Raw genomic sequence first — 24,016 nt, forward strand, 5'->3', positions numbered from 1 at the left:
GCGTGAGCATGTTGCCGCCCACCCCGCACTCCCAAGTCCCGCAGGTAGTGGGCATTCTGGGCGGCATGGGACCTGCTGCGGGCGCCGACTTTGTGCGCCTGTTTGTGCAGGCCTGCACCGACCGCATGGCGGCCCTGGGCATCCCCGTGCACGACCAGGCCTACCCCGAGCACTGGCTGGCGCAGGTGCCCATTCCTGACCGCACGGCGGCCTTGCACGACACCCGCCCGGGTGCACACCAGCCCGCAGACCCCATGCTGCAGGCCACGGGCCGACTGGCGGCGCTGGGCGCGCGCGTGGTGGCCATCGCCTGCAACACGGCCCACGCCTGGCATGGCTTGCTGCAGCAGCGCTTTCCGCAGCTGACGGTGCTGCACGGGGTGCAAGAGGTGGTGGCCGACCTGGCGCTGCGCGAGGTGCACGGCGTGGGCCTGCTGGCCACGCAGGGCGCCTACGAGGCAGGCCTGTACCAGCGCGAGCTGGAGCACCGCGACATCGACTGCTTTGTACCCGAACCCCGCGAGCGCGACCAGCTGATGCAGGGCATCTACGACGGCGTGAAGGCCGGCAACTACGCACTGGCCCGCCAGCGGTTTGAAGCGGTGTCGCTGGTGCTGCATCAGCGCTATGGGGTCTCCACCCTCATCATGGGCTGCACCGAGATTCCGCTGGCACTGTCGGAGCATTCCCGGCTGGAGGGGCTGACGCTGGTCAACCCGTCTCTGGTGCTGGCGGCCGCCTTGGCGCGGCATGCGTACGGAAATAGGGACACGGGTGTACCACCCGCCGTTGGGTCATCCGCCTCACGGGTTGTGGTGTAGTGCGCGAGCACGGCTGCTCCCGCGCGCCACGGCGTGAAGGCCGCTGCTCAGGAGGTCGGACGATGTGCCTGCGTGATTGAAGCCCAGGCTAAGCGAATCACCGCCAGGCGGTCGCCACCAGCTGGCTGTAGTGCACCCCCTTGCGACCCAGCAGTTGCTCGAATACTGCGGGGTTGCCCACGTTGTCGCTGCCCAGCATGCTCAGGGTCTCGGTGCACCAGGGAACGCTGGGCACCGCGTCGCCCAGGCGGGCGCTCAGCTGGGTCAACGGGTCGGGCAGGCGCAGCACATGCGCCTTGCCATAGCCCAGTTGCTGGCGCAGGCTGGCAATGAAATCGCCCATGGTCAGCGCCTCGGGCCCGGCGCATTCGATGATGCCCTGGGTGGCAACGGCGGGCCCCAGCAGCGCAACGATGGCCGCGGCCAGGTCGTGAACCGACACCGGCTGCACCCGCGCCGTGAGCATGGGGCCGGGGAACAGCGCGACCGGCAGGCGCGCCAGGTTCATGAACAGCGCACTACTGTCCCCGCCTTTGCCAAACACCACGCTGGGGCGCAGGACGGCGGGGTGCAATGCCCCTTGCCTGGCCAGCGCCAGCAGGTGGGCGTCGGCGGCGCGTTTGGTAGTGGCATAGCGGGTGGCGCTGCCCTCAATGCCCAAGGCCGAGATGTGTACCACGCGCCGCACGCCCGCCTGGGCGCATGCGTCAAACAGCGCGACCGGCGTGTGTTGGTGCACGGCGTCTATGGGGCGCGCGCGGCTGTCGCGCAGCACCCCTACGGCGTTCACAACGGCATCGATACCCGCGAGGCGCGGCAGCCAGGCCTGGGCAGAGGTGTCCCGCGCAAAGTCCATGGGTACTTGCAAGGCGCCGGGTGACTGGTGGCGGGGCGATACGCCGCCGTGCACCTGGTGTCCTGCCTGGGTGAGTGCGGCAGCCACGGTGCGGCCCACAAAACCCGTGGAGCCGGTGAGCAAAATGTTCATCAGCGTTGTCCTGCGAAGAGTGTGACGTGCGCAAAAAAAGGGAGGCCCTGCACGGACCCGCTCAGGCCTTCGGCACACCCGCAAGCAACACGGTCACTGCGGGGGCGTGAAAACCTCGAAGCGGTTGCGGCCCCCGTACTTGGCGCGGTACAGGGCCGCATCGGCCGCCTGCACCAGTGTGTCAGAACTGGTGCCGGGGCGTGGGACCAGGCTGGCAATGCCCGCACTGAGTGTGACGTAGGGGGCGGTGGGGGATCGGGGGTGGGCCAGTGCGGCCTCGCGCAGGCTGGCCATGCAGCGCTCTGCCACCGTGACGGCCTCGGGCAGCGGCACATCGGGCAGCAACAGCACAAACTCTTCGCCGCCGTAGCGTGCGGCCACCTCGTCGGCACGGCGAATGGTGCCCTGCAGCAGCTGGGCCACGCGGCGCAGGCATTCGTCGCCAGCCAGGTGGCCATAGTGGTCGTTGTAGAGCTTGAAGTGGTCGATGTCGATCAGGATGACGGCCAACGGCAGCTGGTGCCGCGCGCAGCGCATCCATTCGGTGGCCAGCCGTTCGTCAAAGCGCCGGCGGTTGCCGATGCCGGTCACTCCGTCGGTGGTGGACAGCAGGGCCAGCTTGGCATTGGCGGCGGCCAGCTCCTGCTCCTTGCGTACCAGCTGGGTCACGTCGGTGCGTACCCCCGCAATGCCGCCCTGGGGGGTGCGCCGTTCATCGGCCTGCAGCCAGCGGCCTTCGGGCAGGCGCTGCAGCACGGCGTGGTTGGCGGCGCGGTGGTCGGCCATGCGCTGCGCCAGCCAGGCTTCTTCGTTGCCCATGGCATCGAGGTACTGGCCGCGCTCGGCGCCATAGCGGGCGATTTGTTCAAACGTGCTGCCGGGCACGATCAAGGGGGCCGAGATGGGGTACAGGCGCCGGTACTGCGCGTTGCACACCACCAGCCGATCATCGGCGTCAAACAGGGCAAAGCCTTCGGGCAGTGACTCCACAGCGTCCTGCAGCAACTGGCGCGCCTGCTGCGCGGCCTGCTGGGCAGCCTCCAGGGCCTGGCGCTGCTCGATGAGGTTGGTGATGTCCAGGCGCACGGCCACCACGTAGTTTTCGGGGGTGCGGGTTTCGTAGATGTTGATCCAGCGCCCATCGCTCAACCGTTGCACCAGCGTCGAGGTGCTGCTGCCATGCTCCGACAGGCGCTCGGCAATCCAGGCCTCTTCGCGTCCTTTGGCCGAAGGGATCAGGCCGCGCGAGACCGAGTAGCGCAGGATGTCCACAAAGCCCTTGCCCAGGTGCTCCGCATAGTCGATGTACGGGTACATGCGCGACAGCTGCTGGTTGTACAGCACCAGCCGGTCCTGCTCGTCGAAGATCTCGATACCCACGGGCAGGGCCTCCACCGCGCGCTCCAGCAGCTGGCGCATGCGCTGGCTCTCGTGGCGGGCAGCCTCGACTTTCTGGCGCTGTTCGATCAGGTCGCTGATGTCCAGGCGCACACACACCGTCATGCCGGATGGGGTGCGGCATTCGTGCATGTGCATCCACGTGCCATTGGGGTAGTGGCGCACCTCGGGGCCGGGCCGGTGACCCCGGATGGCCAGCTCGTGGGCCAGCCACAGCTCTTCCTGACCCTTGGCCTCCTCGGGGATGCCATAGCGCAGGCCTTCACGCAGCAGCTCTTCGTAGGTCTTGCCCAGGGATTCCGCCACGGGCAGGTGCGGGCGCAGGCGGGCCATCTGGTCATTGCACAGCACCAGCCGGTCTTGCTCGTCATAGATGTCCAGCCCGGCGGGCATCGCATTGACGGCTTCGCGCAGGCTGCGCTCGGCGCGCTCGGCGTCGTGCAGGGCCTGCTTGAGTGCGCGCTCCTTGTGCACGGCGTCCGTGATGTCGGCGCGCAGGACCACCATGCCGCCCCCGTCCTGCAGGCGCTCGGTGATGAGCATCCAGCGGTCGCCCTCGACCTCCTGTACCTCGGGGTCGCCGGGGGAGCGGTGGCGGGCCATGCGGTCGGCCAGCCAGGCGCGGGTGTCCTGCCGCGCCGCCACGATGTGGCCCGATTCGGCTGCGCGGCGCAGCACGTCTTCAAAACGGGTGCCGTACTCCACGGCCATGGTGGTGCCGGGGCTGACTTCCCGGTACCTGGCGTTGCATAGCACCAGGCGGTCGTCAGCGTCATAGATGGCCAGGCCGTCGGGCAGGATGTCGAGTGTGGCGCAGAGCTGGTTGGTGGCCCGCTGCGCGGCCTCCTGGGCGGCACTGGCCGTTGCATGTATCGCCACCAGCCGCAGGCTGAGCCACCAGCACAGCACGGCGCTGGCCACCAGCCCCAGCCCGGCCCCCACGCTGGCCAGGCGCATGGCGGGGTCCATGTTCTGGCGGGCCAGTGCCCAGGTCAGCAGCCCTAGGCCCCCCGCGCCGCAAATTCCGGCCACCAGCCGGACCAGCAGCTGTCCGTGCAGAGGAAAGGGTGTGGGAGTAGGGGGCATGCGCTCGGGCCGGTGCGGGTGGTCTGCAGGAAGTGGTCGGGCTGTGGAGTCCAAGAAGAAAGGTGGAAAAGGGGCGTGTGGGCAAGCGTCTGCGCGGTGATGTGCCAGTGGGGCACTCCCTGGGAGACGGTGCTCGCAGAAAGTCTAGCAGTGCTCCCCGTTTTTCGGTACCCGAAAATGCGGCGCCTCCGCAAACCCCATAGACTCCGGGGCTGGCACTTTCCGGCCCGTGGCCCATCCCCCCCTTTTTTGGAGAAACCGATGTTCAATGACGACCTCCATGCTGACGCCCAGGCGCTGTTGCCGGGCCGCACCACCGAAGCGGGCGCCACGCGTCGCACTGCACTGCAGGCGGCGCTGGGCCTGGGGTATGCGGCGGCGGCCGCGCCCATCATGGCGCAGACGGCCATTGCCACGCCGGCAGATGGCCTGACGGTGGGGGAGGTGAGCTTCACGGTCAACGGCTTCAAGGTGCCGGCCTACCGCGCGGCGCCCGCAGGCAAGACCGGCCTGCCTGTGGTGCTGGTGATTCAGGAGATCTTTGGTGTGCACGAGTACATCGCCGACACCTGCCGCCGTTTTGCCAAGGCGGGCTACCTGGCCATTGCCCCGCAGCTGTATGCGCGCCAGGGCGATGCCACCACCTACACCGACATTGCCAAGCTGATGGCCGACGTGGTGTCCAAGGTGCCCGACGCCCAGGTGATGGCCGACCTGGACGGCGCCGTGGCCTGGGCCACCGCCAACGGGGGCGATGCTGCCCGGGTGGGCGTCACAGGCTTTTGCTGGGGGGGGCGCATCACCTGGCTGTATGCCGCACATGGCCCCGTGAAGGCGGGCGTCGCCTGGTATGGGCGGCTGGTGGGGCAGGCGAGCGAACTCACCCCCAAGCACCCCGTGGACCTGGCGCCCATCCTCAAGGCGCCGGTGCTGGGCCTGTATGGCGAAAAAGACACCGGCATCCCCCTTGACACGGTTGATAAGATGAAAGCTGCCTTGTCCGGTGGCTCGCCACAGGCCAAGGCGTCGGAATTTGTGGTGTACCCCGATGCACCGCATGCCTTCCATGCCGACTACCGTGCCAGCTACCGCAAGGAAGCGGCCGAAGACGGCTGGAAGCGTGCGCTGGCCTGGTTCAAGACGCACGGCGTGGTCTGATGTCCAGACCCCTGGCCCGCCAGGCCACCCGCAGCCGCCCCAGACCCGGGGCGGCTTTTTTCATCTTGCATCGGGCGTGCAGATTTTGAATAAAAAATGAGCGCAAGAACCTGTTCAAGCTCTTTTCAGGGATCGCATTGGAGTGCAATCGGGATGAGTGGATGCTTCGGATGCGCCGCATGGGCTCGTGCCCATGCAAGCAGCCGGGGCGTTCAATCACCCGATTTCACTCCAACCCTTCGGGCAAGTGCCTTGCCGGGCGGTCTGCGGCGTTGCGGCACTTGTGGATAGCCGGGCTATCCACTGCGCCCCGTGCCTTGCATCCCATCCCGGCAAGGTACTTGTGCGGCCCTGAAAAGAGCTTGAACAGGTTCTTAGGCTTACAGATAAAGCGCAACAAGCTATGACTTTGGTAGCAATCATTTTGGCCACCCTGGCCGCTGGTATTGGCAGTGTGTGGCTGGCCGCCTTGCTCATGCGGCTGGGCCTGGGCGGGCGAGCCGATAGCGTAGGCCCGCAGCACCTGCTCAGCCTGGCGGCGGGCGCTTTGCTGGCCACGGCCTTCATGCACCTGCTGCCCGAGGCGTTCGAGAGCCAGGCGGGTGCGCACGACCTGTTTGCCACCTTGCTGGTGGGTGTGGTGTTTTTCTTTTTGCTGGACAAGGCCGAGCTGTGGCATCACGGGCACGAGCACAGCCACGCGGGGCCTGCCCCGCACAGCCACGCCCATCACGATCACGGCCATGACCACGGCCATGCGCACCACCACCACGGCACCCGCTCGGGCGGCTGGGCGGTGCTCACGGGCGACAGCGTGCATTGTTTTGGCGACGGCATCCTGATCGCCTCGGCCTTCATGGCCGACATCCGCCTGGGCGTGATCGCTGCCGTGTCGGTGCTGGCGCATGAGGTGCCGCACCACATGGGCGACCTGGTGGTGCTGCGTCAAACCAGCCCCAACCGCCGCATGGCGCTGGTGAAGGTGTCGCTGGCGGGTGCGGTGACGGCGCTGGGCGGCGTGGTGGGCTATTTTCTGGTGGGGCAGTTGCAGGACTTCTTGCCCTACTTTCTGGCCGTGGCGTCGAGCAGCTTTGTGTACGTGGCGCTGGCCGATTTGATTCCCCAACTGCAAAAACGCCTGACAGCGCGCGAAACCGTGCTCCAGATTGCCTGGCTGATTGCGGGCATGGCGGTGGTCACGCTGGTGAGCGGGGCGGCGCACGCGCACTGATGCACTTGACCTGACTCAAGGCTGTGCCAGACGGCTATGCCATGCTGGGGGCATGACCGCACTGCACGCCACCACCGTTTCCCTGGGCCTGCTCGCTCAGCCCACGCGCTTCCTGTTCTTTACCGGCAAGGGCGGGGTGGGCAAGACCTCGCTGTCCACCGCCGCGGCCATCGCCCTGGCGGATGCTGGCCGGCAGGTGCTGCTGGTCAGCACCGATGCGGCCTCCAATCTGGATGAAATGCTGGGCGTGCCGCTGTCCAACCAGCCAGTAGCTGTGCCGGGGGCGCCGGGGCTGTACATGCTCAACATCGACCCCGACACGGCCGCTGAGGCCTACCGACAGCGCGTGCTGGCACAGCTGGAGGCCACGGCCACCAGCGACGAGCGTGCCACCGTGCGCGAGCAGCTCTCGGGTGCCTGCACCACCGAGATTGCGGCGTTCGACGAATTTGCGGCATTGCTGGCCAGCGAGGGCGATGCGGCGGGCCACCGTTTCGACCATGTGGTGTTCGACACCGCGCCCACCGGCCACACGCTGCGCCTGCTGAGCCTACCCAAGGCCTGGACCGGGTTTCTGGCGGGCAACGACCGGGGGGCGTCGTGCCTGGGCCCGCACTCGGGGCTCAAGATGCAGGAGGCACGCTTCAACGCCGCTCTGACCGCGCTGAGCGACCCGGCCCTGACCACCGTGGTGCTGGTCACCCGCCCCGACCCCCGTCCGATGCAGGAGGCAGCCCGCACTGCGCGCGAGCTGCGCTCCCTGGGTCTGGCCAACCAACGCCTAGCCATCAACGGCGTGTTCCATGCCAACCAGCCGGGACAGGACGCGATTGCCGACGCCATTGAGGCGCTCGGCCGTGAGGCTGTGGACCAGATGCCGGATGCGCTTGCGCAGCTGCCGCGCGACGAGGTACCGCTGCGTCCCTTCGACACGGTGGGTTTGCCTGCGTTGCGGGCCTTGTTGGGTGGCGGCGACGTACCGAGGACCTTGCCCCCTGCGGCCGCTGGTGTCTCGCTAGAGGCCGAACCCCTGTCGTCCCTGGCCGACGCACTGGCCGCCAAGGGCCATGGCCTGATCATGGTGATGGGCAAGGGTGGGGTGGGCAAGACCACCATTGCCGCCGCGCTGGCCGTGGGCCTGGTACGCCGGGGGCACAGCGTGCACCTCACCACCACCGACCCGGCGGCCCATGTGCAAAGCCAGCTGGACGGCACCCTGCCAGGGCTGAAGGTGGGGCGCATCGACCCGCAGACTGAAACCCAGGCCTACATCGACAAGATCATGGCCACGCGGGGTAAGGTGCTGGACGACGCGGGCCGCGCCCTGCTGCTGGAAGACCTGCAGTCGCCCTGCACCGAAGAGGTGGCCGTGTTCCACGCCTTCAGCCGCGTGGTGAACGAGGCCCGTAGCGCCTTTGTGGTGCTGGATACGGCGCCCACCGGCCACAGCCTGCTGCTGATGGATGCCACCGGCGCCTACCACCGGCAGATGACGCAGCAGTACGAAGGCAGCGCGAACTCCAAACACATCATCACGCCGCTGATGCGCCTGCAGGACGCCGACATGACCCATGTGGTCATCGTCACGCTGCCTGAAGTCACGCCCGTGAGCCAGGCCGCCGCGCTGCAGGACGACCTGCGCCGCGCCCGCATCGAACCCTGGGCATGGGTCATCAACAAAAGCGTGGCGGCCACCGGCACCAGCGACCCGCTGCTGCAGGCCCGGCTGGCGGGCGAGCAACAGCAGGCCGCACGCATTGCCAACGGCCTGGCGCAGCGCACCTACGTGCTGCCCTGGCTGGCGACACCGCCCGTCGGGGTGGAGGCGTTGGGGCGGCTGGTGGCCCCGCAACTCCCGTAGTGACAGGGAATCCGCTATCTTATTGATAGCTTCGCAGGTATATGGAATTGGCGCTAGCGGCCCAAATGACCAAAAAAATCCCCTAGAGACCTTCAAGGGCCTGTGAGAGCCTGCGGGGACCTGTTATTAACGCGCCAGTTCCTCGCGCACGGCCGCCACCTGCCGCCGCGACACCGCCAGCAGTTCGGTCGATCCTTGCAGCCGCACGGCCCAGCCTTCGCCCTCCTCGGGGTCGTAGTGCTTTTCCAGCGCGCGCACGGCGCGGCGTGCGACGAGTGCATTGCGGTGGATGCGCAGAAAACGCGGCGCAAACTTGGTTTCCAGCTCGCTGAGCGAGCCGTCCATGATGTAGCTGCGCGTGGTGGTGCGCACGGTCACGTACTTCTGCTCGGCCTTGAAGTACAGCACCTCGGTCAGGGGCAGGCGTTCGGTGCGGCCCCGGTCCTGGATCAGCAGGGTCTCGCCCTCGGGCAGTCCGGGCGCGACGCTGAGCGCGGCGGGGCGGCTGGTGCGCTGCACCTTGGCCAGGGCCTGTTGCAGGCGCTCGCGGCGCACGGGCTTTGTGAGGTAGTCCACGGCGTCCAGCTCGAACGCGCTCACGGCGTGGTCCGCATGGGCCGTCACAAACACCACGGCCGGGGGCTGGGGCAGGGCCTGCAGTGCGTGGGCCAGCGCCAGACCATCCTGCCCCGGCATGTGGATATCCAGCAGCACCAGGTCAAACGCGCGGCCGCCCGTGGGGCTCAGCAGTGCCATGGTCTCGGCGGCGTTGGAGGCCTCGGCCACGGTGCAGCGCTGGATGTCCGAGCAGTCGGACAGCAGGGTGCGCAAGCGGCTGCGCGCCAGGGCTTCGTCGTCAACGATCAGGATGTTCATGGGGTTTGGAGGGGGTAGGTGCGGTGGGCGCGACCACGCCACGGCGGGAGTTGCCCCGCAGGTCGCCACGTCCGCGTGGGGCGGTGCGCTGGCGGGACGCAGGGGTAGGGTCGGCAGCGGGCAGGGTGATGCGCACCTGATACAGCCCGTCCTGCACGCCGGCGGTGAATTCGCCCTGCACGTCGTGCAGCAAGGCCAGCCGCGCACGCACGTTGGCCAGTGCGATGCCATGGCCCCGGGTGCTGGGCTCGTCGTGCTTGCCCGCTCGGCTCTCTTTGGGGGGCAGGGTATTGGTGATGCGCACGACCACGCGGTTGCCGCGCAGCTCGGTCAGCACGCGCAGCTTGCCGCCCCGGGCGCTGGGCTCGACGCCATGTTTGACAGCGTTTTCCACCAGCGGCTGCAGCAGCAACGGGGGCAGGCGCGCGCTGTCGGTGCGCGGGTCCAGGTTCCATTGCACTTGCAGGCGCGTTCCAAAGCGCACCTGCTCGATGCCCAGGTAGCGCCGCGCCAGCGTGATCTCCTCGGCCAGCGTGGTGGATTCGCCCTGCTCGACGAGGGCCACGCGGAACAGGTCCGACAAGTCTTCGAGCAGCGACTCGGCCTTGGCGGGCTCCTCACGCACCAGCGCAATGGCGCTGTTGAGCGTGTTGAACAAGAAATGCGGGCGGATGCGCGACTGCAGCTCTGACAGGCGCGCTGTGGTGGCGGCCGGGGTGCGCCCCCGGGCACGCAGCACCAGCGCGGCCACCAGCATGGCCGCCAGCAACGCGCCCGTGGCGGCGCTGGCCAGCCAAGGGGGCGATGCCGACAAGCCCACCAGCGCCAGCATGGCGCAGGCATAGACCCCGGCCACGGCGCCCAGCAGCACCCCGGCGGCATATTGCTGAGCGGTGGACAGGCGCTGCAGCAGCGTCTTGAGGCTGCACGCCGTGATCAGCCACACCAGCGTGGCCGGTAGCGCACCGCCCGTCAGCAGCGCCAGGCTACTCAGCCATTCGACGGGGGTGCTGACGCCATACATGGCGCCCACGCCGACCACCACCTCCACAAACAGCACGGCCCGCAGCACCACACCCACCTGGCAGGCATCGAACACCAGGGCCCGCCCACGTGGCGGCTGCCCGCCCGGCCCGGCTCCAGCGGCTGCCCGCACGCTGCGCGCCGGCCTGTCTGGCAGGGCGGAATCCGGTGGCGGGGGCGGGGTCGATAAAATTTGCGTATCTTGCATTGCGGCATCCGGACAATCCGGGTGTCTGAACCACCGGATTATTGCCCTCCTTATGTCCAATTCCCAAGCCATTGGCTCGGCCGCTGCGCCATCCCACAACCAGCTCGACACCAAGGCCCAGGCCTGGTCAGCCCTGTTCTCCGAGCCTATGAGCGATCTGGTCAAGCGCTACACCTCCAGCGTGTTCTTCGACAAGCGCCTGTGGCAGGCCGACATTGCAGGCAGCCTGGCGCACGCCGAGATGCTGGCCGCGCAGGGCATCATCTCTGCCTCCGACCACGCCTCCATCCAGCGCGGCATGGCGCAGATCAGCTCCGAGATCGAGTCCGGCGCCTTCGAATGGAAGCTGGACCTGGAAGACGTGCACCTCAACATCGAAGCCCGCCTGACCCAGCTGGTGGGCGATGCCGGCAAGCGCCTGCACACTGGCCGCAGCCGCAACGACCAGGTGGCCACCGACGTGCGCCTGTGGCTGCGCGGTGAGATCGACCTGATTGGCGACCTGCTGAAGGAACTGCAGGTGTCGCTGGTGGACGTGGCTGAGCAGAACGTCGAAGTGATCCTGCCCGGCTTCACCCACCTGCAGGTAGCGCAGCCTGTGAGCTTTGGCCACCACATGCTGGCCTACGTGGAAATGTTCAAGCGCGACGCCGAGCGCATGGCCGACGTGCGCCGCCGCACCAATGTGCTGCCGCTGGGCAGCGCAGCCCTGGCCGGCACCACCTACCCGCTGGACCGCGAACGCGTCGCAAAGACGCTGGGCATGGTGGATGCGAACGGGGCCCCCGTGGTCTGCCAGAACAGCCTCGACGCCGTGAGCGACCGTGACTTCGCCATCGAATTCACCGCCGCCGCCAGCCTGTGCATGGTGCATGTGAGCCGCCTGTCCGAAGAACTCATCATCTGGATGAGCCAGAACTTCGGCTTCATCAAGATCGCCGACCGCTTCACCACGGGCTCGTCGATCATGCCGCAGAAGAAGAACCCCGATGTGCCCGAACTCGCCCGTGGCAAGACCGGCCGCGTGGTCGGCCACCTGATGGGCCTGATCACCCTGATGAAGGGCCAGCCCCTGGCCTACAACAAGGACAACCAGGAAGACAAAGAGCCGCTGTTTGACACGGTGGACACGCTCAAAGACACGCTGCGCATCTTTGCCGAAATGGTCGGTGGCCAGCTGAACCCTGCCACGGGCAAGAAAGAGGGCGGCATCACCGTCAACGCCCAGGCCATGGAGCAGGCCGCGCTCAAGGGCTACGCCACAGCCACTGACCTGGCCGACTACCTGGTCAAAAAGGGCCTGCCCTTCCGCGACGCGCACGAAACCGTGGCCCACGCCGTCAAGGCGGCCACCACCCATGCGTGTGACCTGTCAGAGCTGCCCCTGACCGTGTTGCAGGGCTTTCACCCGCAGATCGAGAAGGACGTGTACGAATGCCTGAGCCTGCGCGGCTCGCTCAATGCCCGCAACACGCTGGGTGGTACGGCCCCGGCCCAGGTGCGCGCCCAGCTGGCCCGCCACCGCGCCCGCCTGGCCTGATCCTTGCACCGCCGCTTGACCTTCTACCCTGGAGCTTTTTCATGACAACTTCTCGCCGCAGCCTGCTGTCCCGCCTTGTGCGCACCAGTGCTTTTGTGGGGGCCGCACTGGCCGTGGGCCTGGCGTCTGCCCAGCAGGCCAAGCCCATCCGCCTGCTTGTGGGTTTTCCGCCCGGCGGTGGCACGGACGCCATTGCGCGCACCTTGTCCGAGAAGCTCAAGGACGAGCTGGGTCAGCCCGTGGTGGTCGAAAACCGCCCGGGCGCGGGCGGCCAGATTGCCGCGCAGGCCCTCAAGGCCTCGGCGCCCGACGGCACCACGCTGTTCCTCACGCATGACCACACCATCTCCATCCTGCCCCAGGTGGTGAAGAACCCGGGCTACGAACCTGCGCGCGACTTTGTGGCGGTGGGCGGTTTTGCTACCTTCGTGAACGCGTTTGCGGTGTCGGGCGGCACGCCGGCCAAGTCGTTCACCGAGTACGTGGGTTGGGTCAAGGCCTCGGGCGGCGGCAAGGGGGCCGTGGGCATTCCCGCCCCGGCGTCCACGCCGGAGTTCCTGGTCAAGCTGATCGGGCAGAAGTACCAGCTGGACCTGGTGTCTGCACCCTACCGGGGCAGCGCCCCCATGATGGCCGACATGCTGGGCAACCAGATCAGCGCGGGCGTGGCCTCGGTGCAAGACTTCATGGAGAACCACAAGGCCGGCAAGGTGCGCGTGGTGGGCGTGCTGGGCACCAAGCGCCAGGCCTCCATGCCCGACGTGCCCACGTTCGACGAGATGGGCCTCAAGGGCTTTGAAGACCTGCCGTACTACGGCATCTACGCCCCCACCGGCACGCCGCAAAAGTTCATCACCGACTTCTCGAATGCGCTGGCCAAGGTCGTGGCCCAGCCCGATGTGCGCGAACACCTCACCGCCATGGGCCTGACGGTGGGCTACATGTCGCCCCAGCAGCTGGCTGCGCGCGAGAAGGCCTACACCGAAGCCTGGACGCGCATCATCAAGACCAGCGGGTTTGTGGCGCAATAAGGGCCGTCAAACGGGCGGCTGGTCATACACCTGACCCCGCCCGGATTTGCAGCGCCGGGGGCGGCAGGAAGCCATCTCACCGACCGGCCTGGATGCCATCCAAGCGGCCAGCGACTGCGCATTCTTCACTGGCTGGGCTGCACAGGCCGTGGCACCATCCGGCACCTTCCCCGGACCTCATTCATGCCCACCAGCCGCCTTCCTTCGAACTGGATCCATCACCGGTACCTGCCCCTCGCGGTGGGTGTGTGCAGCAGCACACTGGCCGCCTTGCTGGCCTGGGTGGTCATCGACATCTCTCACACCAAGGCGCGCACCGAGATTGCTGCGCAGGCGCAAAGCCATCTGCTGCAGATTCGTGATCGCCTGGACCGGCAATTGCAGAGCACGCTGTCGGTGCCCGAAACGGTGTCGGCCTTCATCGCCGCACAAGGCAGCATGTCGCCCGACATCTTTGCCACCGTGGTGGGCCGCCTGCTGGAGCACCAGCGCAACATCCGCAACCTGGCCCTGGCGCCCGACAACGTCATCAGCGACGTGTACCCGCGCGTGGGCAATGAGCGGGCGATTGGCCTGCGGTACCTGGACAACCCGCAGCAGCGTGGCGCGGTGGAGCGCGCCATCCAGACCCGCCGCACGGTCGTTGCGGGCCCCATTCCGCTGGTGCAAGGGGGGCTCGGCATCATCAGCCGCACGCCGGTGTTTCTGGCGCATCCGCCGGGGCGTGCACCGGTGGGCGGGCCCCGTTACTGGGGCATCGTGTCGCTCACCGTCAATGCCGACACCCTGTTCGCCGATGTGGGCCTGAACTCTGACCAGATGGGCTTTCAGGTGGCGGCACGCGGCCTGGACGCGATGGGCGCGCAGGGCGCTGTGTTCATCGGTCGATCCCAGTTGTTCGACGAGGAGCCCGCCACGCTCGATGTGCCTTTGCCGGGGGGCGGCAGCTGGATTCTGGGCGCGGTCCCTACCGGTGGCTGGGGGGCGGCAGGCCGCGCACCCGTGCTGGTGGTGATGCTGGCCTATGCGTTTGCGCTGGTGCTGGGTCTGTTGAGCGCGCGGCTGGTGCGCGCCCACCAGCAGGTGCTGGCCCTGGCCAGCCATGACCGCCTGACAGGCTTGCCCAACCGGCGCCTGTTTGAAGACCGCTTGTCGCAGGCGGTGCTGACGGCCTACCGCGACCACCGTGCTGGCGCATTGCTGCTGGTGGATCTGGATGGCTTCAAGGCCGTGAACGACAGCCTGGGGCACGGCAGTGGGGACCAGGTGCTGGTGCGTGTGGCGCAGCGTCTGGCCGGACTGGCGCGCGCCAATGACACTGCCGCCCGCCTGGGCGGCGACGAATTTGCCCTGGTGCTGAACGCCGTGGCGTCCCCCGAGGCTGCCATGGAAATGGCCCAGAAGGTATTGGCAGCGCTGGTGGCACCCATCGGACTGGACAGTGGCCAACACGTGCTGACCGGCGCGAGCGTCGGGGTGGCTTTGTTCCAGGGCCCTGCGGTGGAGTCCATGCCGGCGCTCATGGACCGGGCGGACCGGGCGCTGTACACCAGCAAGCGCAGCGGCAAAGGGCTGGCGATACTGGCCGAAGCCCCCGGAGCTGCAGAGCCGCCGCAGGAGACCTCAGCGCCATCGGCGTGAGAGGCGGTTTTCGCAAGTATCAAATAAAAATAGCTGCAAGCGCTAGTCCATCAAGCGTTTGCAGCTATATTTTTAGGAGCGTAGGCTGTCGTGGGGCTGCCGTTCAGCCCGCAGCCCGGTCACAGCATGGCCGTGCGCTGCTGCTCCGCGCGCGATGCGCCAATGGCGGTCTCCACCTTTTTGACCTCTTCGGGCGGCGGCAGCACGGCAGGCATGCCCAGGGCCTGAATGGCCAGCTCGCGGCACCAGCCCTTGGTGTGGTACAGGTGGTGGTCCTCGTCTTTTTCCACGGCCTTGTGCGCCACTTTGAGGGTGTGGCCCACATCGCCCGTGGCCACCTTGGCCACCTGGCCCAGCAGCTCCCAGTTGGCATGGTCCTTGGTTTCGGCATGCACCACACATTCGCAGGCCACCAGCTGTGCGGCGTCTGGCGTGCCCGACTTTTTGGCCAGCTGCATCGCCTGGACCAGGGACGTGCCAATGTGCTTGACCACGGCCCGTGTGGGCGACTGCGCATCGGGGTCCAGGCCCAGGGCATCGCAGAAGCCGCGCACCACGTTCTGGTGCGCCAGCGTTTCTTCCAGATAGCCTTCCCATTCCTTCTTCAGGTCGGGGTTGATGACGCAGGTGAGGGCGGTGCGGTACACCTGTTCGCCGCCGAGTTCGGTCTCCATCATCTGCAGGACGAGGTCGTCGAGTTGATGGCTGTCGTAGTGGCTTTTGGGCATGGTGACTCCTTGGGGGTGGGTGAACAAAAGGGGGCGATGCGGTCAGGCCAGGGTGCGCACCTGGGGCTCGCGGTCCCACTGGCGTGTCTGGGCGGCGGCGACGAAGCCCTGCGCATCGGCCGGGTCCACCACGCCTGCATCAGGTTCGATGCCACCGGCCTGCAGGATGGCCCGCGTGCCCTTGCAGGCGGCAATGGCCTTGAGGTGGCCAAACGCGTCGCGGAACCAGTCCACGGCCGCCGCCTCCTTGGCCAGCTGTGCGCCCATGTCGGGCGACAGGATGGAGGCCACGGCGTCAAACACCGCCGATGGGGTGCCGGCCAGTTGGCCGTCTGCGGGCAGCAACGTGCCGTCTTTCAGGATGGCGCCGCCCACCTTGGGTGCGACGATCTTCACGGTGGCGCCGACTTTCTCCAGCGCCTTGCGCAGGTTGGCCACCGAGGTGCCGTTGGAGCCGTCGGCCACCAGGATGCCGATGCACCGGCCCTGCAGCGTGGGCTTCATGCGGTCGATGATGCGCAGCGCGGGCGACAGGGGCAGGTCCTGCACCGGCTCGGTGGTGGTAGGGGCCGGCGGCAGGGTTTGCAGACCCAGGCCGTCGGCCACGCGCTGGGCCAGGTCGGCGTCCACATGCAGCAGATGGCCCACCACGGCTTCGCGCACATGGGGTGTGCCCACCTTGGACAGCTCGAACACCAGCGCCGACGCCATGTGCGCCTGCTCCAGCGGGCTCTGGCTGCGGTAGAACATGCGCGCCTGGCTGTAGTGGTCGGCAAAGCTCTCGGGGCGCACGCGGCCCTTCACGCCATCGTCGGCCTGGGCCACATGGCGAAAGCCTTGCGCCAGCGAGGCGCGGGGCGTGTCGCCTTGCAGGCTGCTGGGTTCGTAGTTGACGCGGCCTTTTAGCGCCTGCACTTGCATCTGCATGTGACCGTCGCGCTGCATGTTGTGGAACGGGCACTTGGGCGCGTTGATGGGGATCTGCGCAAAGTTGGGTCCGCCCAGGCGCGACAGCTGCGTGTCCAGGTACGAGAACAGGCGGCCCTGCAGCAGCGGGTCGTTGCTGAAGTCGATGCCGGGCGGCACGTTGGCGGGGCAGAACGCCACCTGCTCGGTCTCTGCAAAAAAGTTGTCGGGCCAGCGGTTGAGCACCATGCGGCCAATCGGCTGCAGGGGCACCAGTTCTTCGGGGATGAGCTTGGTGGGGTCGAGGTGATCGAACGGAAAGCGCTCGGCATCCTGCTCGGTGAACAACTGCACCGACAGCTCCCACTCGGGGAAGTCGCCCGCCTCGATGGCTTCAAACAGGTCGCGCCGGTGGTAGTCGTTGTCGGCCGACTGCAGCTTGACGGCCTCATCCCACACGGTGGACTGAATGCCCAGCTTGGGCCGCCAGTGGAACTTCACGAACGTGCTCTCGCCCGCCGCGTTCAGCAGGCGAAAGCTGTGCACGCCAAAACCTTCCATCATGCGCAGGCTGCGGGGGATGGTGCGGTCGCTCATGGCCCACATCACCATGTGCATGGTTTCGGGCATCAGCGAGACAAAGTCCCAAAAGGTGTCGTGCGCGCTGGCCGCCTGCGGAAAGCCCCGGTCGGGCTCCATCTTCACCGCGTGCACCAGGTCCGGGAACTTCATCGCGTCCTGGATGAAGAACACGGGGATGTTGTTGCCCACCAGGTCCCAGTTGCCTTCGGGCGTGTAGAACTTGACGGCAAAGCCGCGCACATCGCGCGGTGTGTCCACCGAGCCTGCGCCACCGGCCACGGTGGAAAACCGGGTGAACACAGGGGTCTGCACCCCGATCTCGGTCAGCACCTTGGCGGTGGTGTACTTTTTGAGCGAGTGCGTGAGTTCAAAGAAGCCGTGGGCCGCCGTGCCGCGGGCGTGCACGATGCGCTCGGGAATGCGTTCATGGTCAAAGTGGGTGATCTTCTCGCGCAGGATGAAGTCTTCCAGCAGCGCAGGGCCGCGAGGCCCCGCACGCAGCGAGTTCTGGTTGTCGGCGACCGGAATGCCCTGCTGTGTGGTCAGTACCGGGTGTTTGCCGCCAGCCTGCTGCTGCAGTTCGCCCGCATTGCCGCGAAAGTTGTCGGACTGGGTGGATGAGGGCAGGGCAGACGGCGATTTGTGGGCCACGCTGCGCGAGGTAGGGGGTCGTGCCATGGGCGCTCCTGGGGGTGCATGGGGTCAAACGAAGCCACCATCTTTGGACGCCGGGCGTTCGCGGCGGGTAGGACATGGCCCCATCGGCGCGTCGTCGCGCTGCAGGTGATAGCCCCTTGTCGGGCCGATACGTAAGGGCTTGCAACACGCACCCGGGCGACATGGCACTTTGTTACGCTTGTCGGTTCCTTCGGAGGGGATCGCGTGAACGCAAAAAAATGGATGTTGGCCGCCAGCCTGTGTCTGGTGGCCTGGGGGGCTCAGGCCCTGCAGATCACCAGCTTCTCGCCCCAGGGCGAGGTGGCGCGCGTGCGCCAGGTGGTGGCCAAGTTCGACGCCGCTGCGGTCAATTTTGGTGACCCCAAGGCGCCCGCACCCCTGAGCCTGAGCTGCAGCGATGCCAGCGTCACCAAGGGCACGGGCCGATGGACCGGCGAGCGCGAGTGGGTGTTTGACTTCGAGCGCGACCTGCCGCCGGGCGTGCGTTGCACAGCCAGCGTCAGACCAGGCTTCAAATCGGCCGCTGGCGCAGAACTGACGGGCGCTAAAAGCTATCAGTTCAATAGCGGTGGGCCGTTTGTGCAGAACCTGCGCCCCAGCACCTACGAGCAGATCGACGAGGAGCAGTTCTTTGTGCTGTTCCTCAATGGTGCTGCCACCACGGCCAGCGTGCAGGCCAATGTGTGGTGCACGGCCGAAGGCGTGGGCGAGCGCATCCCCGTGCGCCTGATCGAAGGGGCCCAGCGCGCCGAGATCCTCAAGGGCCTGGGCCTGGAGAAAGACGCTGCACGCGATCCCTTGTCGTTTGCCACGCTGGCCTGCAACCGCCGGTTCACCTCGGGCGCGCGCATGCAGCTGGTGTTTGGCAAGGGTGTGGCAACCCCCAGCGGGGTGGCCAACACGGTGGAACGGCGGTTCGATTTCAAGGTGCGCGAGCCGTTCTCGGCCGAGTTCAACTGCGAGCGTGAAAACGCCCAGGCGGCCTGCCTGCCGATCCGCCCCATGATGCTGTCGTTCAATGCGCCCGTGCCGCGCAAGCTGGCGGCGGCCATTCGCCTGAAGTCCGCCAAGGAAACCCTCAAGCCCCAGATCGATGGCGGCGCAGAAGGCGCGCAGGCCGATGCGCTGGTCAACAGCCTGCAGTTCAGCGCCCCGCTGCCCGAGAACACGGCCTTCACCATCGAGCTGCCCAAGGACTTCAAGGACGCCTCGGGCCGTCCGCTGCGTAATGCGGACAACTTCCCGCTCAAGGTGTCCACCGGCGGCATGCCGCCGCTGGCCAAGTTTGCGGCCGCGCCGTTTGGCATCGTGGAGCGTTTTGCCGAAGGCCCTGCGTCTGACAACCCGCCTGCGCTGCTGCCCGTGACGCTGCGCAACGTGGAGGCTGCGCTGCGTGTGCAGGGATTGCAGGCGGGCGCTGCCACAGCCAGCGCGCCAGCGGGCAAGGTGAGCACGCTCAAGCCCCGCACCGATGCGGACATCATTGCCTGGTTCCGCAAGGTGCAGCGCTACGACAGCTATGTGGTGAACCGCAAGCAGGCGCGCCAGGACGTGACCGGCCCGCTGCCCAAGGTGCTGGATGACGACAAGGAATACGTGCAGTCGCGCATGCTGTCGCTGCTGGCGGGCAAGGGTGGCGTCAAGACGCTGGACCTGCCCAAGCCCGCGAGCAACGACCCTCGCCCGTTCGAGGTGGTGGGCATTCCGCTCACGCCCGGCTTCCATGTGGTGGAGATCGCGTCGCAAAAGCTCGGCGCCTCGCTGTTGGACGACCGCCATGGCGAAGGCCGCACGATGTATGTGCGCACCTCGGCGCTGGTGACCAACCTGGGAGTGCATTTCAAGCTCGGCCGCGAAAACGCCATGGCCTGGGTCACTACGCTGGACAAGGGCCAGCCCGTGCAGGGCGCCACGGTGCGCGTGTCGGACTGCCGGGGCAACGAACTGGCTAACGCCACCACCGATGCCCAGGGCATAGCCCGCATCGAAGGGCTCTCGCCCGAGCCACCGGGCTGCAATTCCGATTCTGAGGAGGAGGCCGGTCAGTCGTACTTTGTGAGCGCACGCCACAAGAGCGTGGATGGCGTGGAAGACATGGCCTTCACCTGGAGTGACTGGCAGCGCGGCATCGAGCCCTGGCGCTTCAATGTGCCCACCAGCCGGTCCCCTTCGCCGGACGAGCGTGCCCACACGATCTTTGACCGCACGCTGTTCCGCGCGGGTGAAACGGTGTCGATGAAGCACCTGCTGCGTGCCGAAACACGCCAGGGCTTTGCCCTGCCGGGGTCGCGTCCCGACACCCTGGTCGTCACCCACCTGGGCAGCGGCCAGCAGTTCACCCAGCCCCTGGTGTGGCGCGGCACGGCCACAGGCGGGCTCAGCGCGCAAAGCACCTTTGCCATTCCGCCCGCGGCCAAGCTGGGCGTGTACCAGGTCGAGTTTGCGGGCAATGGCACGATGAACGGCAACATCGCGTCCGGCTCGTTCCGTGTGGAGGAGTTCCGCCTGCCGGTGCTGGAAGGGCGCATTGCCCCGGTCGATAAAAAGGCACTGGTGCGCGTGCGCTCGGTGCCCACCGATGTGCAGATCAACTATGTGGCCGGTGGCGGCGCGGCCAACCTGCCGGTGCGCGTGTCGGCCCTGGTGCGCGGCAAGTCCCTGGAGTTCAGCGACTACGACACCTTCCGCTTCAGCCCGCCGCGCAAGCGCGAGCAGAGCAATGCCAACAGCGACGACGAAGAAGCCTCCGCCAGCCAGGACGCGCGCGTGATTGCCGACAAGCTGCCGCTCACGCTGGACAAGAACGGTGCGGGCAAGGTCACCATCGACAACGTGCCCCAGGCGCGCCAGCCGCAAGAGTTGCTGCTGGAGGCCACCTATGCCGACCCCAATGGCGAGGTGCAGACCCTGCGCAGCACCCAAACCCTGTGGCCTGCCGGTGTGGTGGCGGGCATCAAGACCGAGGGTTGGGTGTCTGCGCGCCAGAAGATCCGCTTCCAGGCGCTGGCATTGCAACACAACGGCAAGCCGGCGGCCGACACCTCGCTGCAGGTGCAGGCCGTGGCACGCATCACCACCACCACGCGCAAGCGCATGGTGGGTGGCTTCTATAGCTACGACAACCAGACCGAAACCAAAGACCTGGGCACGCTGTGCACCGGCAAGAGCGACGCGCGCGGCCTGCTGCTGTGTGAGGCCAAGCTCGACGAAGCGGGCGAGGTGGAGCTGGTGGCCACGGCCACCGATAAAGACGGCAACACCAGCGTGGCCGCGTCGTCGGTATGGGTGACGCGCCAGGGCGAGTTGTGGTTCGGTGGCGAAGACCACGACCGCATCGACCTGCTGGCCGAGAAAAAGAGCTACCAGCCCGGCGAGACCGCCAAGTTCCAGGTCCGCATGCCGTTCCGCTTTGCCACGGCCCTGGTGGCGGTGGAGCGCGAGGGCATCATCGACACGCAGGTGGTGCAGCTCAACGGCCAGGACCCCACGGTGAGCCTGAAGGTGCAGCCCGACTGGGGCCCCAACGTGTACGTGAGCGTGCTGGCCCTGCGCGGCCGCCTGCGCGAGGTGCCGTGGTACAGCTTCTTCACCTGGGGCTTCAAGGCGCCGCGCGAGTGGTGGACCTCGTTCTGGTACGAAGGCAAGGAATACCAGGCGCCCACGGCGCTGGTGGACTTGTCCAAGCCCGCCTACCGCCTGGGTGTGGCCGAAATCCGTGTGGGCACGCAGGCCCACCAGATCGATGTGAAGGTGCAGGCCGACAAGGAGAGCTACGCCGTGCGCGGCAAGGCCCAGGTCACCATCACCGCCACGCTGCCGGGCGGCAAGCCCGCCGCCAATGCCGAAGTGGCGCTGGCCGCTGTGGACCAGGCGCTGCTGGAGCTGATGCCCAACAACAGCTGGAACCTGCTCGAAGCCATGCTGCAGCGCCGCAGCTGGGGCGTGGAGACCTCGACCGCGCAGATGGAAATCATCGGCCGGCGCCACTACGGCAAAAAGGCCGTGCCCGCTGGCGGCGGCGGGGGTAAGTCGCCCACGCGCGAGCTCCTGGACACGCTGCTGCTGTGGGAGCCCGCACTCAAGCTCGACGCCAACGGCCAGGCCAAGGTGACGGTGCCGCTCAACGATGCACTGACCACCTTCAAGATCGTGGCCGTGGCCGATGCGTCCACCGGCCTGTTCGGCACGGGCAGCACCAGCATTCGCGCCACGCAGGACCTGCAGATCATCAGCGGACTGCCGCCCCTGGTGCGCGAGGACGACCAGTTCCGTGCCCAGCTCACGCTGCGCAACACCACCAAGGCCGCGATGAAGGTGGAGGTGGCACCGCGCGCCACGCTGCTGGAGCTGAAGCCGCAGACCATCGACATCCCGGCCGGAGAGGCGCGCGAGGTGGCCTGGGACGTGACCGCTCCCGCGCAGCTGGCGCAAACGCGCGCCGAGGCCATCCTGTGGGAGATCGAAGCCAAGGACCAGATCAGCGGCGCCCGCGACGCCCTGAAGGCCCGCCAGCGCATCGTGCAGGCGGTGCCGCTCACGGTGCAACAGGCCACACTGGTGCAGGTGGACGGTAGCTACAACCTCGATGTGAACCCACCCGCCGACGCATTGCCCGGCCGGGGCGGCCTCAAGATGTCGCTGCAACCCAAGCTGGCCGAAGGCCTGCCCGGCGTGCGCGACTGGTGGGCCCGCTACCCGTTTGCCTGCCTGGAGCAAAAGACCAGCAAGGCCGTGGGCCTGCGCGACGGCACGCTGTGGCAGACCGTGGTGGCGCAGTTGCCCACCTACCTCGACAGCGATGGCCTGGCCAATTACTTCCCGCCGCGCGACGGCGATGCCAACCGGGGCAGCGACACCCTCACGGCCTATGTACTGGCCGCCACGCACGAGGCCGCCAGCATCAACCCCGCATTTGCCCTGCCCGATGAAGCCCGCGCGCCCATGGAGCGTGGCCTGATCGCGTTTGTGGAAGGCCGCATCCAGCGCAACTTCTGGAGCCCGCGCAAGGACCTGGACATGCGCAAGGTGGCCGCACTCGAAGCGCTGTCGCGCTACGGCAAGGCCCAGGGTCGCATGGTGAGCAGCATCACCATCGCGCCCAACCAGTGGCCCACCCACACGGTGATCGATTGGGTGAATGTGCTCAAGCGTGTGGCCGATGTGCCCGAGCGCGACAAGCGCCTGGCCGAGGCGATGCAGATCCTGCGCGGCCGCCTGTCGTTCCAGGGCACCAAGCTCATCTTCAGCAACGAGCAGGACGACTACTGGTGGTGGCTGATGCAGAACGGCGACGTGAACACCGCCCGCCTGATGCTGGCCGTGATGGACGACCCAGCCTGGAAGGACGACATGGGCCGCCTGGCCAACGGCTTCATCAGCCGCCAGCAGGCGGGCGCCTGGCACACCACCACGGCCAACCTGTGGGGCGGCCTGGCGTTGGAAAAATTCAGCGCCAAGTTCGAGGCCACACCCGTGTCGGGCACCACCAAGGCCAGCATGGGCGGCAACACCGTCAGCGTGGACTGGAGCAAGGTGGACCGCGTGAAGGCATCGGACGCCACCGGCGCTCCCAACCAGATCACCTGGTTTGGCGCGCCCGCATCGCCCGGCAACCTGAAGAACAACGGCATGTTCCTGCCCTGGAGCAAGGCGGGCGGCAAGGAGCAGCTGGCCGTCACGCACCAAGGGCCGGGCAAGCCCTGGCTCACGCTGCAGTCGGTGGCGGCCATTGATCTCAAGGCGCCGTTCGCGGCGGGCTATGCGATCAAGAAGACCATCACCCCGGTGGAGCAGGCCAACAAGTCGCTGCCCGCCGGCCAGTACACACGGGGCGACGTGCTCCGCGTGACGCTGGAGGTCAACGCCACGGCCGACATGACCTGGGTGGCCATCACCGACCCCATCCCGGGCGGCGCCACCATTTTGGGCAGCGGCCTGGGCCGCGACTCCGAGATCGCCACGCAGGGCGAAAAGAAGACCGGCGCGGGCTGGCTTGCGTTCGAGGAGCGCAGCTTTGAGTCCTTCCGCAGCTACTACGAGTACCTGCCCAAGGGCACTGTCAAGATGGAGTACACCGTGCGCCTGAACAACGCGGGCGACTTTGCGCTGCCGCCCAGCCGCGTCGAGGCCATGTACGCGCCCGAGATGTTTGGCGAACTGCCCAACGCGCGGGTGAAGGTGCAGGTGGCCAAATAGGCCGCTACGTCGTAACACCCTAACGCCGCCATGCACCGCCTTGCCCATCGCTCACCCAGGGCCCG

Annotated in this window: 14 protein-coding genes; 8 read left to right on the top strand and 6 right to left on the bottom strand. The window is 67.4% G+C overall.

What is annotated here, in order from left to right:
• The first annotated feature begins 8 nt into the window (after nt 1-8).
• Nucleotides 9-821: an aspartate/glutamate racemase family protein gene (locus C8C99_RS21335; protein WP_108627262.1), complete on the top strand. Its 813-nt coding sequence runs from the start codon at nt 9-11 to the stop codon at nt 819-821.
• 97 nt (nt 822-918) lie between these two features.
• Here C8C99_RS21335 and C8C99_RS21340 read toward each other — a convergent pair whose 3' ends face one another.
• Together C8C99_RS21340 and C8C99_RS21345 are read right to left on the bottom strand one after the other, a co-directional pair.
• On the bottom strand, nt 919-1,809 hold the full coding sequence (locus C8C99_RS21340) for an NAD-dependent epimerase/dehydratase family protein (protein WP_056646408.1): 891 nt from the start codon (nt 1,807-1,809) through the stop codon (nt 919-921).
• A 93-nt stretch (nt 1,810-1,902) separates the two neighbouring features.
• Nucleotides 1,903-4,293, bottom strand: coding sequence for a GGDEF domain-containing protein (locus C8C99_RS21345; protein ID WP_108626826.1), 2,391 nt, complete (start codon nt 4,291-4,293; stop codon nt 1,903-1,905).
• Nucleotides 4,294-4,554: 261 nt separating this feature from the next.
• On the opposite strand from C8C99_RS21345, the gene C8C99_RS21350 reads away from it, so the two are divergent.
• The 3 genes from C8C99_RS21350 (at nt 4,555) to arsA (ending at nt 8,543) form a co-directional block, all read left to right on the top strand.
• The gene (locus tag C8C99_RS21350) at nt 4,555-5,451 is read left to right on the top strand and encodes a dienelactone hydrolase family protein (protein WP_056646402.1); all 897 of its coding nucleotides are present in this window, start codon (nt 4,555-4,557) and stop codon (nt 5,449-5,451) included.
• A 403-nt stretch (nt 5,452-5,854) separates the two neighbouring features.
• Nucleotides 5,855-6,682, top strand: coding sequence for a ZIP family metal transporter (locus C8C99_RS21360; RefSeq protein WP_056646400.1), 828 nt, complete (start codon nt 5,855-5,857; stop codon nt 6,680-6,682).
• Nucleotides 6,683-6,734: 52 nt separating this feature from the next.
• On the top strand, nt 6,735-8,543 hold the full coding sequence (gene arsA, locus C8C99_RS21365; protein WP_108626827.1) for an arsenical pump-driving ATPase: 1,809 nt from the start codon (nt 6,735-6,737) through the stop codon (nt 8,541-8,543).
• A gap of 126 nt (nt 8,544-8,669) precedes the next feature.
• Here the strand turns inward: arsA and C8C99_RS21370 are convergent, their stop codons facing one another.
• Together C8C99_RS21370 and C8C99_RS21375 are read right to left on the bottom strand one after the other, a co-directional pair.
• On the bottom strand, nt 8,670-9,419 hold the full coding sequence (locus tag C8C99_RS21370; RefSeq protein ID WP_108626828.1) for a LytTR family DNA-binding domain-containing protein: 750 nt from the start codon (nt 9,417-9,419) through the stop codon (nt 8,670-8,672).
• Nucleotides 9,400-10,650 carry a sensor histidine kinase gene (locus tag C8C99_RS21375; protein ID WP_108626829.1) on the bottom strand — a complete coding sequence of 417 codons (1,251 nt, stop codon included), beginning with the start codon at nt 10,648-10,650 and terminating at the stop codon, nt 9,400-9,402. Before C8C99_RS21375 ends, C8C99_RS21370 begins: the two co-directional genes overlap by 20 nt.
• A 52-nt stretch (nt 10,651-10,702) precedes the next feature.
• Between C8C99_RS21375 and argH the strand changes: the two genes are divergently transcribed.
• The 3 genes from argH (at nt 10,703) to C8C99_RS21390 (ending at nt 14,862) form a co-directional block, all read left to right on the top strand.
• Nucleotides 10,703-12,190, top strand: coding sequence for an argininosuccinate lyase (gene argH, locus C8C99_RS21380; protein ID WP_056646388.1), 1,488 nt, complete (start codon nt 10,703-10,705; stop codon nt 12,188-12,190).
• A 41-nt stretch (nt 12,191-12,231) separates the two neighbouring features.
• The gene (locus C8C99_RS21385; protein WP_108626830.1) at nt 12,232-13,221 is read left to right on the top strand and encodes a Bug family tripartite tricarboxylate transporter substrate binding protein; all 990 of its coding nucleotides are present in this window, start codon (nt 12,232-12,234) and stop codon (nt 13,219-13,221) included.
• A 183-nt stretch (nt 13,222-13,404) separates the two neighbouring features.
• Nucleotides 13,405-14,862, top strand: coding sequence for a diguanylate cyclase domain-containing protein (locus tag C8C99_RS21390; protein WP_108626831.1), 1,458 nt, complete (start codon nt 13,405-13,407; stop codon nt 14,860-14,862).
• Between the two features lie 119 nt (nt 14,863-14,981).
• Here the strand turns inward: C8C99_RS21390 and C8C99_RS21395 are convergent, their stop codons facing one another.
• A complete protein-coding gene (locus tag C8C99_RS21395; protein ID WP_108626832.1) occupies nt 14,982-15,590 on the bottom strand; it encodes a hypothetical protein in 609 nt (202 codons plus the stop codon).
• Nucleotides 15,591-15,632: 42 nt separating this feature from the next.
• A complete protein-coding gene (locus C8C99_RS21400) occupies nt 15,633-17,756 on the bottom strand; it encodes a catalase (RefSeq protein ID WP_108626833.1) in 2,124 nt (707 codons plus the stop codon).
• A gap of 222 nt (nt 17,757-17,978) precedes the next feature.
• On the opposite strand from C8C99_RS21400, the gene C8C99_RS21405 reads away from it, so the two are divergent.
• Complete coding sequence (locus tag C8C99_RS21405; RefSeq protein WP_108626834.1) at nt 17,979-23,951, top strand: alpha-2-macroglobulin; 5,973 nt, start codon at nt 17,979-17,981, stop codon at nt 23,949-23,951.
• The last annotated feature ends 65 nt before the right edge of the window (nt 23,952-24,016 follow it).

This window comes from Acidovorax sp. 107 (assembly GCF_003058055.1).
Lineage (GTDB): Bacteria > Pseudomonadota > Gammaproteobacteria > Burkholderiales > Burkholderiaceae_C > Acidovorax.

Coding starts and splice junctions, on each gene's coding strand:
- C8C99_RS21350 (WP_056646402.1), top strand. CDS start 4,555: ATGTTCAATGACGACCTCCATGCTGACGCCCAGGCGCTGTTGCCGGGC.
- C8C99_RS21390 (WP_108626831.1), top strand. CDS start 13,405: ATGCCCACCAGCCGCCTTCCTTCGAACTGGATCCATCACCGGTACCTG.
- argH (WP_056646388.1), top strand. CDS start 10,703: ATGTCCAATTCCCAAGCCATTGGCTCGGCCGCTGCGCCATCCCACAAC.
- C8C99_RS21375 (WP_108626829.1), bottom strand. CDS start 10,650: ATGCAAGATACGCAAATTTTATCGACCCCGCCCCCGCCACCGGATTCC.
- C8C99_RS21345 (WP_108626826.1), bottom strand. CDS start 4,293: ATGCCCCCTACTCCCACACCCTTTCCTCTGCACGGACAGCTGCTGGTC.
- C8C99_RS21395 (WP_108626832.1), bottom strand. CDS start 15,590: ATGCCCAAAAGCCACTACGACAGCCATCAACTCGACGACCTCGTCCTG.
- C8C99_RS21340 (WP_056646408.1), bottom strand. CDS start 1,809: ATGAACATTTTGCTCACCGGCTCCACGGGTTTTGTGGGCCGCACCGTG.
- C8C99_RS21400 (WP_108626833.1), bottom strand. CDS start 17,756: ATGGCACGACCCCCTACCTCGCGCAGCGTGGCCCACAAATCGCCGTCT.
- C8C99_RS21335 (WP_108627262.1), top strand. CDS start 9: ATGTTGCCGCCCACCCCGCACTCCCAAGTCCCGCAGGTAGTGGGCATT.
- C8C99_RS21385 (WP_108626830.1), top strand. CDS start 12,232: ATGACAACTTCTCGCCGCAGCCTGCTGTCCCGCCTTGTGCGCACCAGT.
- C8C99_RS21360 (WP_056646400.1), top strand. CDS start 5,855: ATGACTTTGGTAGCAATCATTTTGGCCACCCTGGCCGCTGGTATTGGC.
- arsA (WP_108626827.1), top strand. CDS start 6,735: ATGACCGCACTGCACGCCACCACCGTTTCCCTGGGCCTGCTCGCTCAG.
- C8C99_RS21370 (WP_108626828.1), bottom strand. CDS start 9,419: ATGAACATCCTGATCGTTGACGACGAAGCCCTGGCGCGCAGCCGCTTG.
- C8C99_RS21405 (WP_108626834.1), top strand. CDS start 17,979: ATGTTGGCCGCCAGCCTGTGTCTGGTGGCCTGGGGGGCTCAGGCCCTG.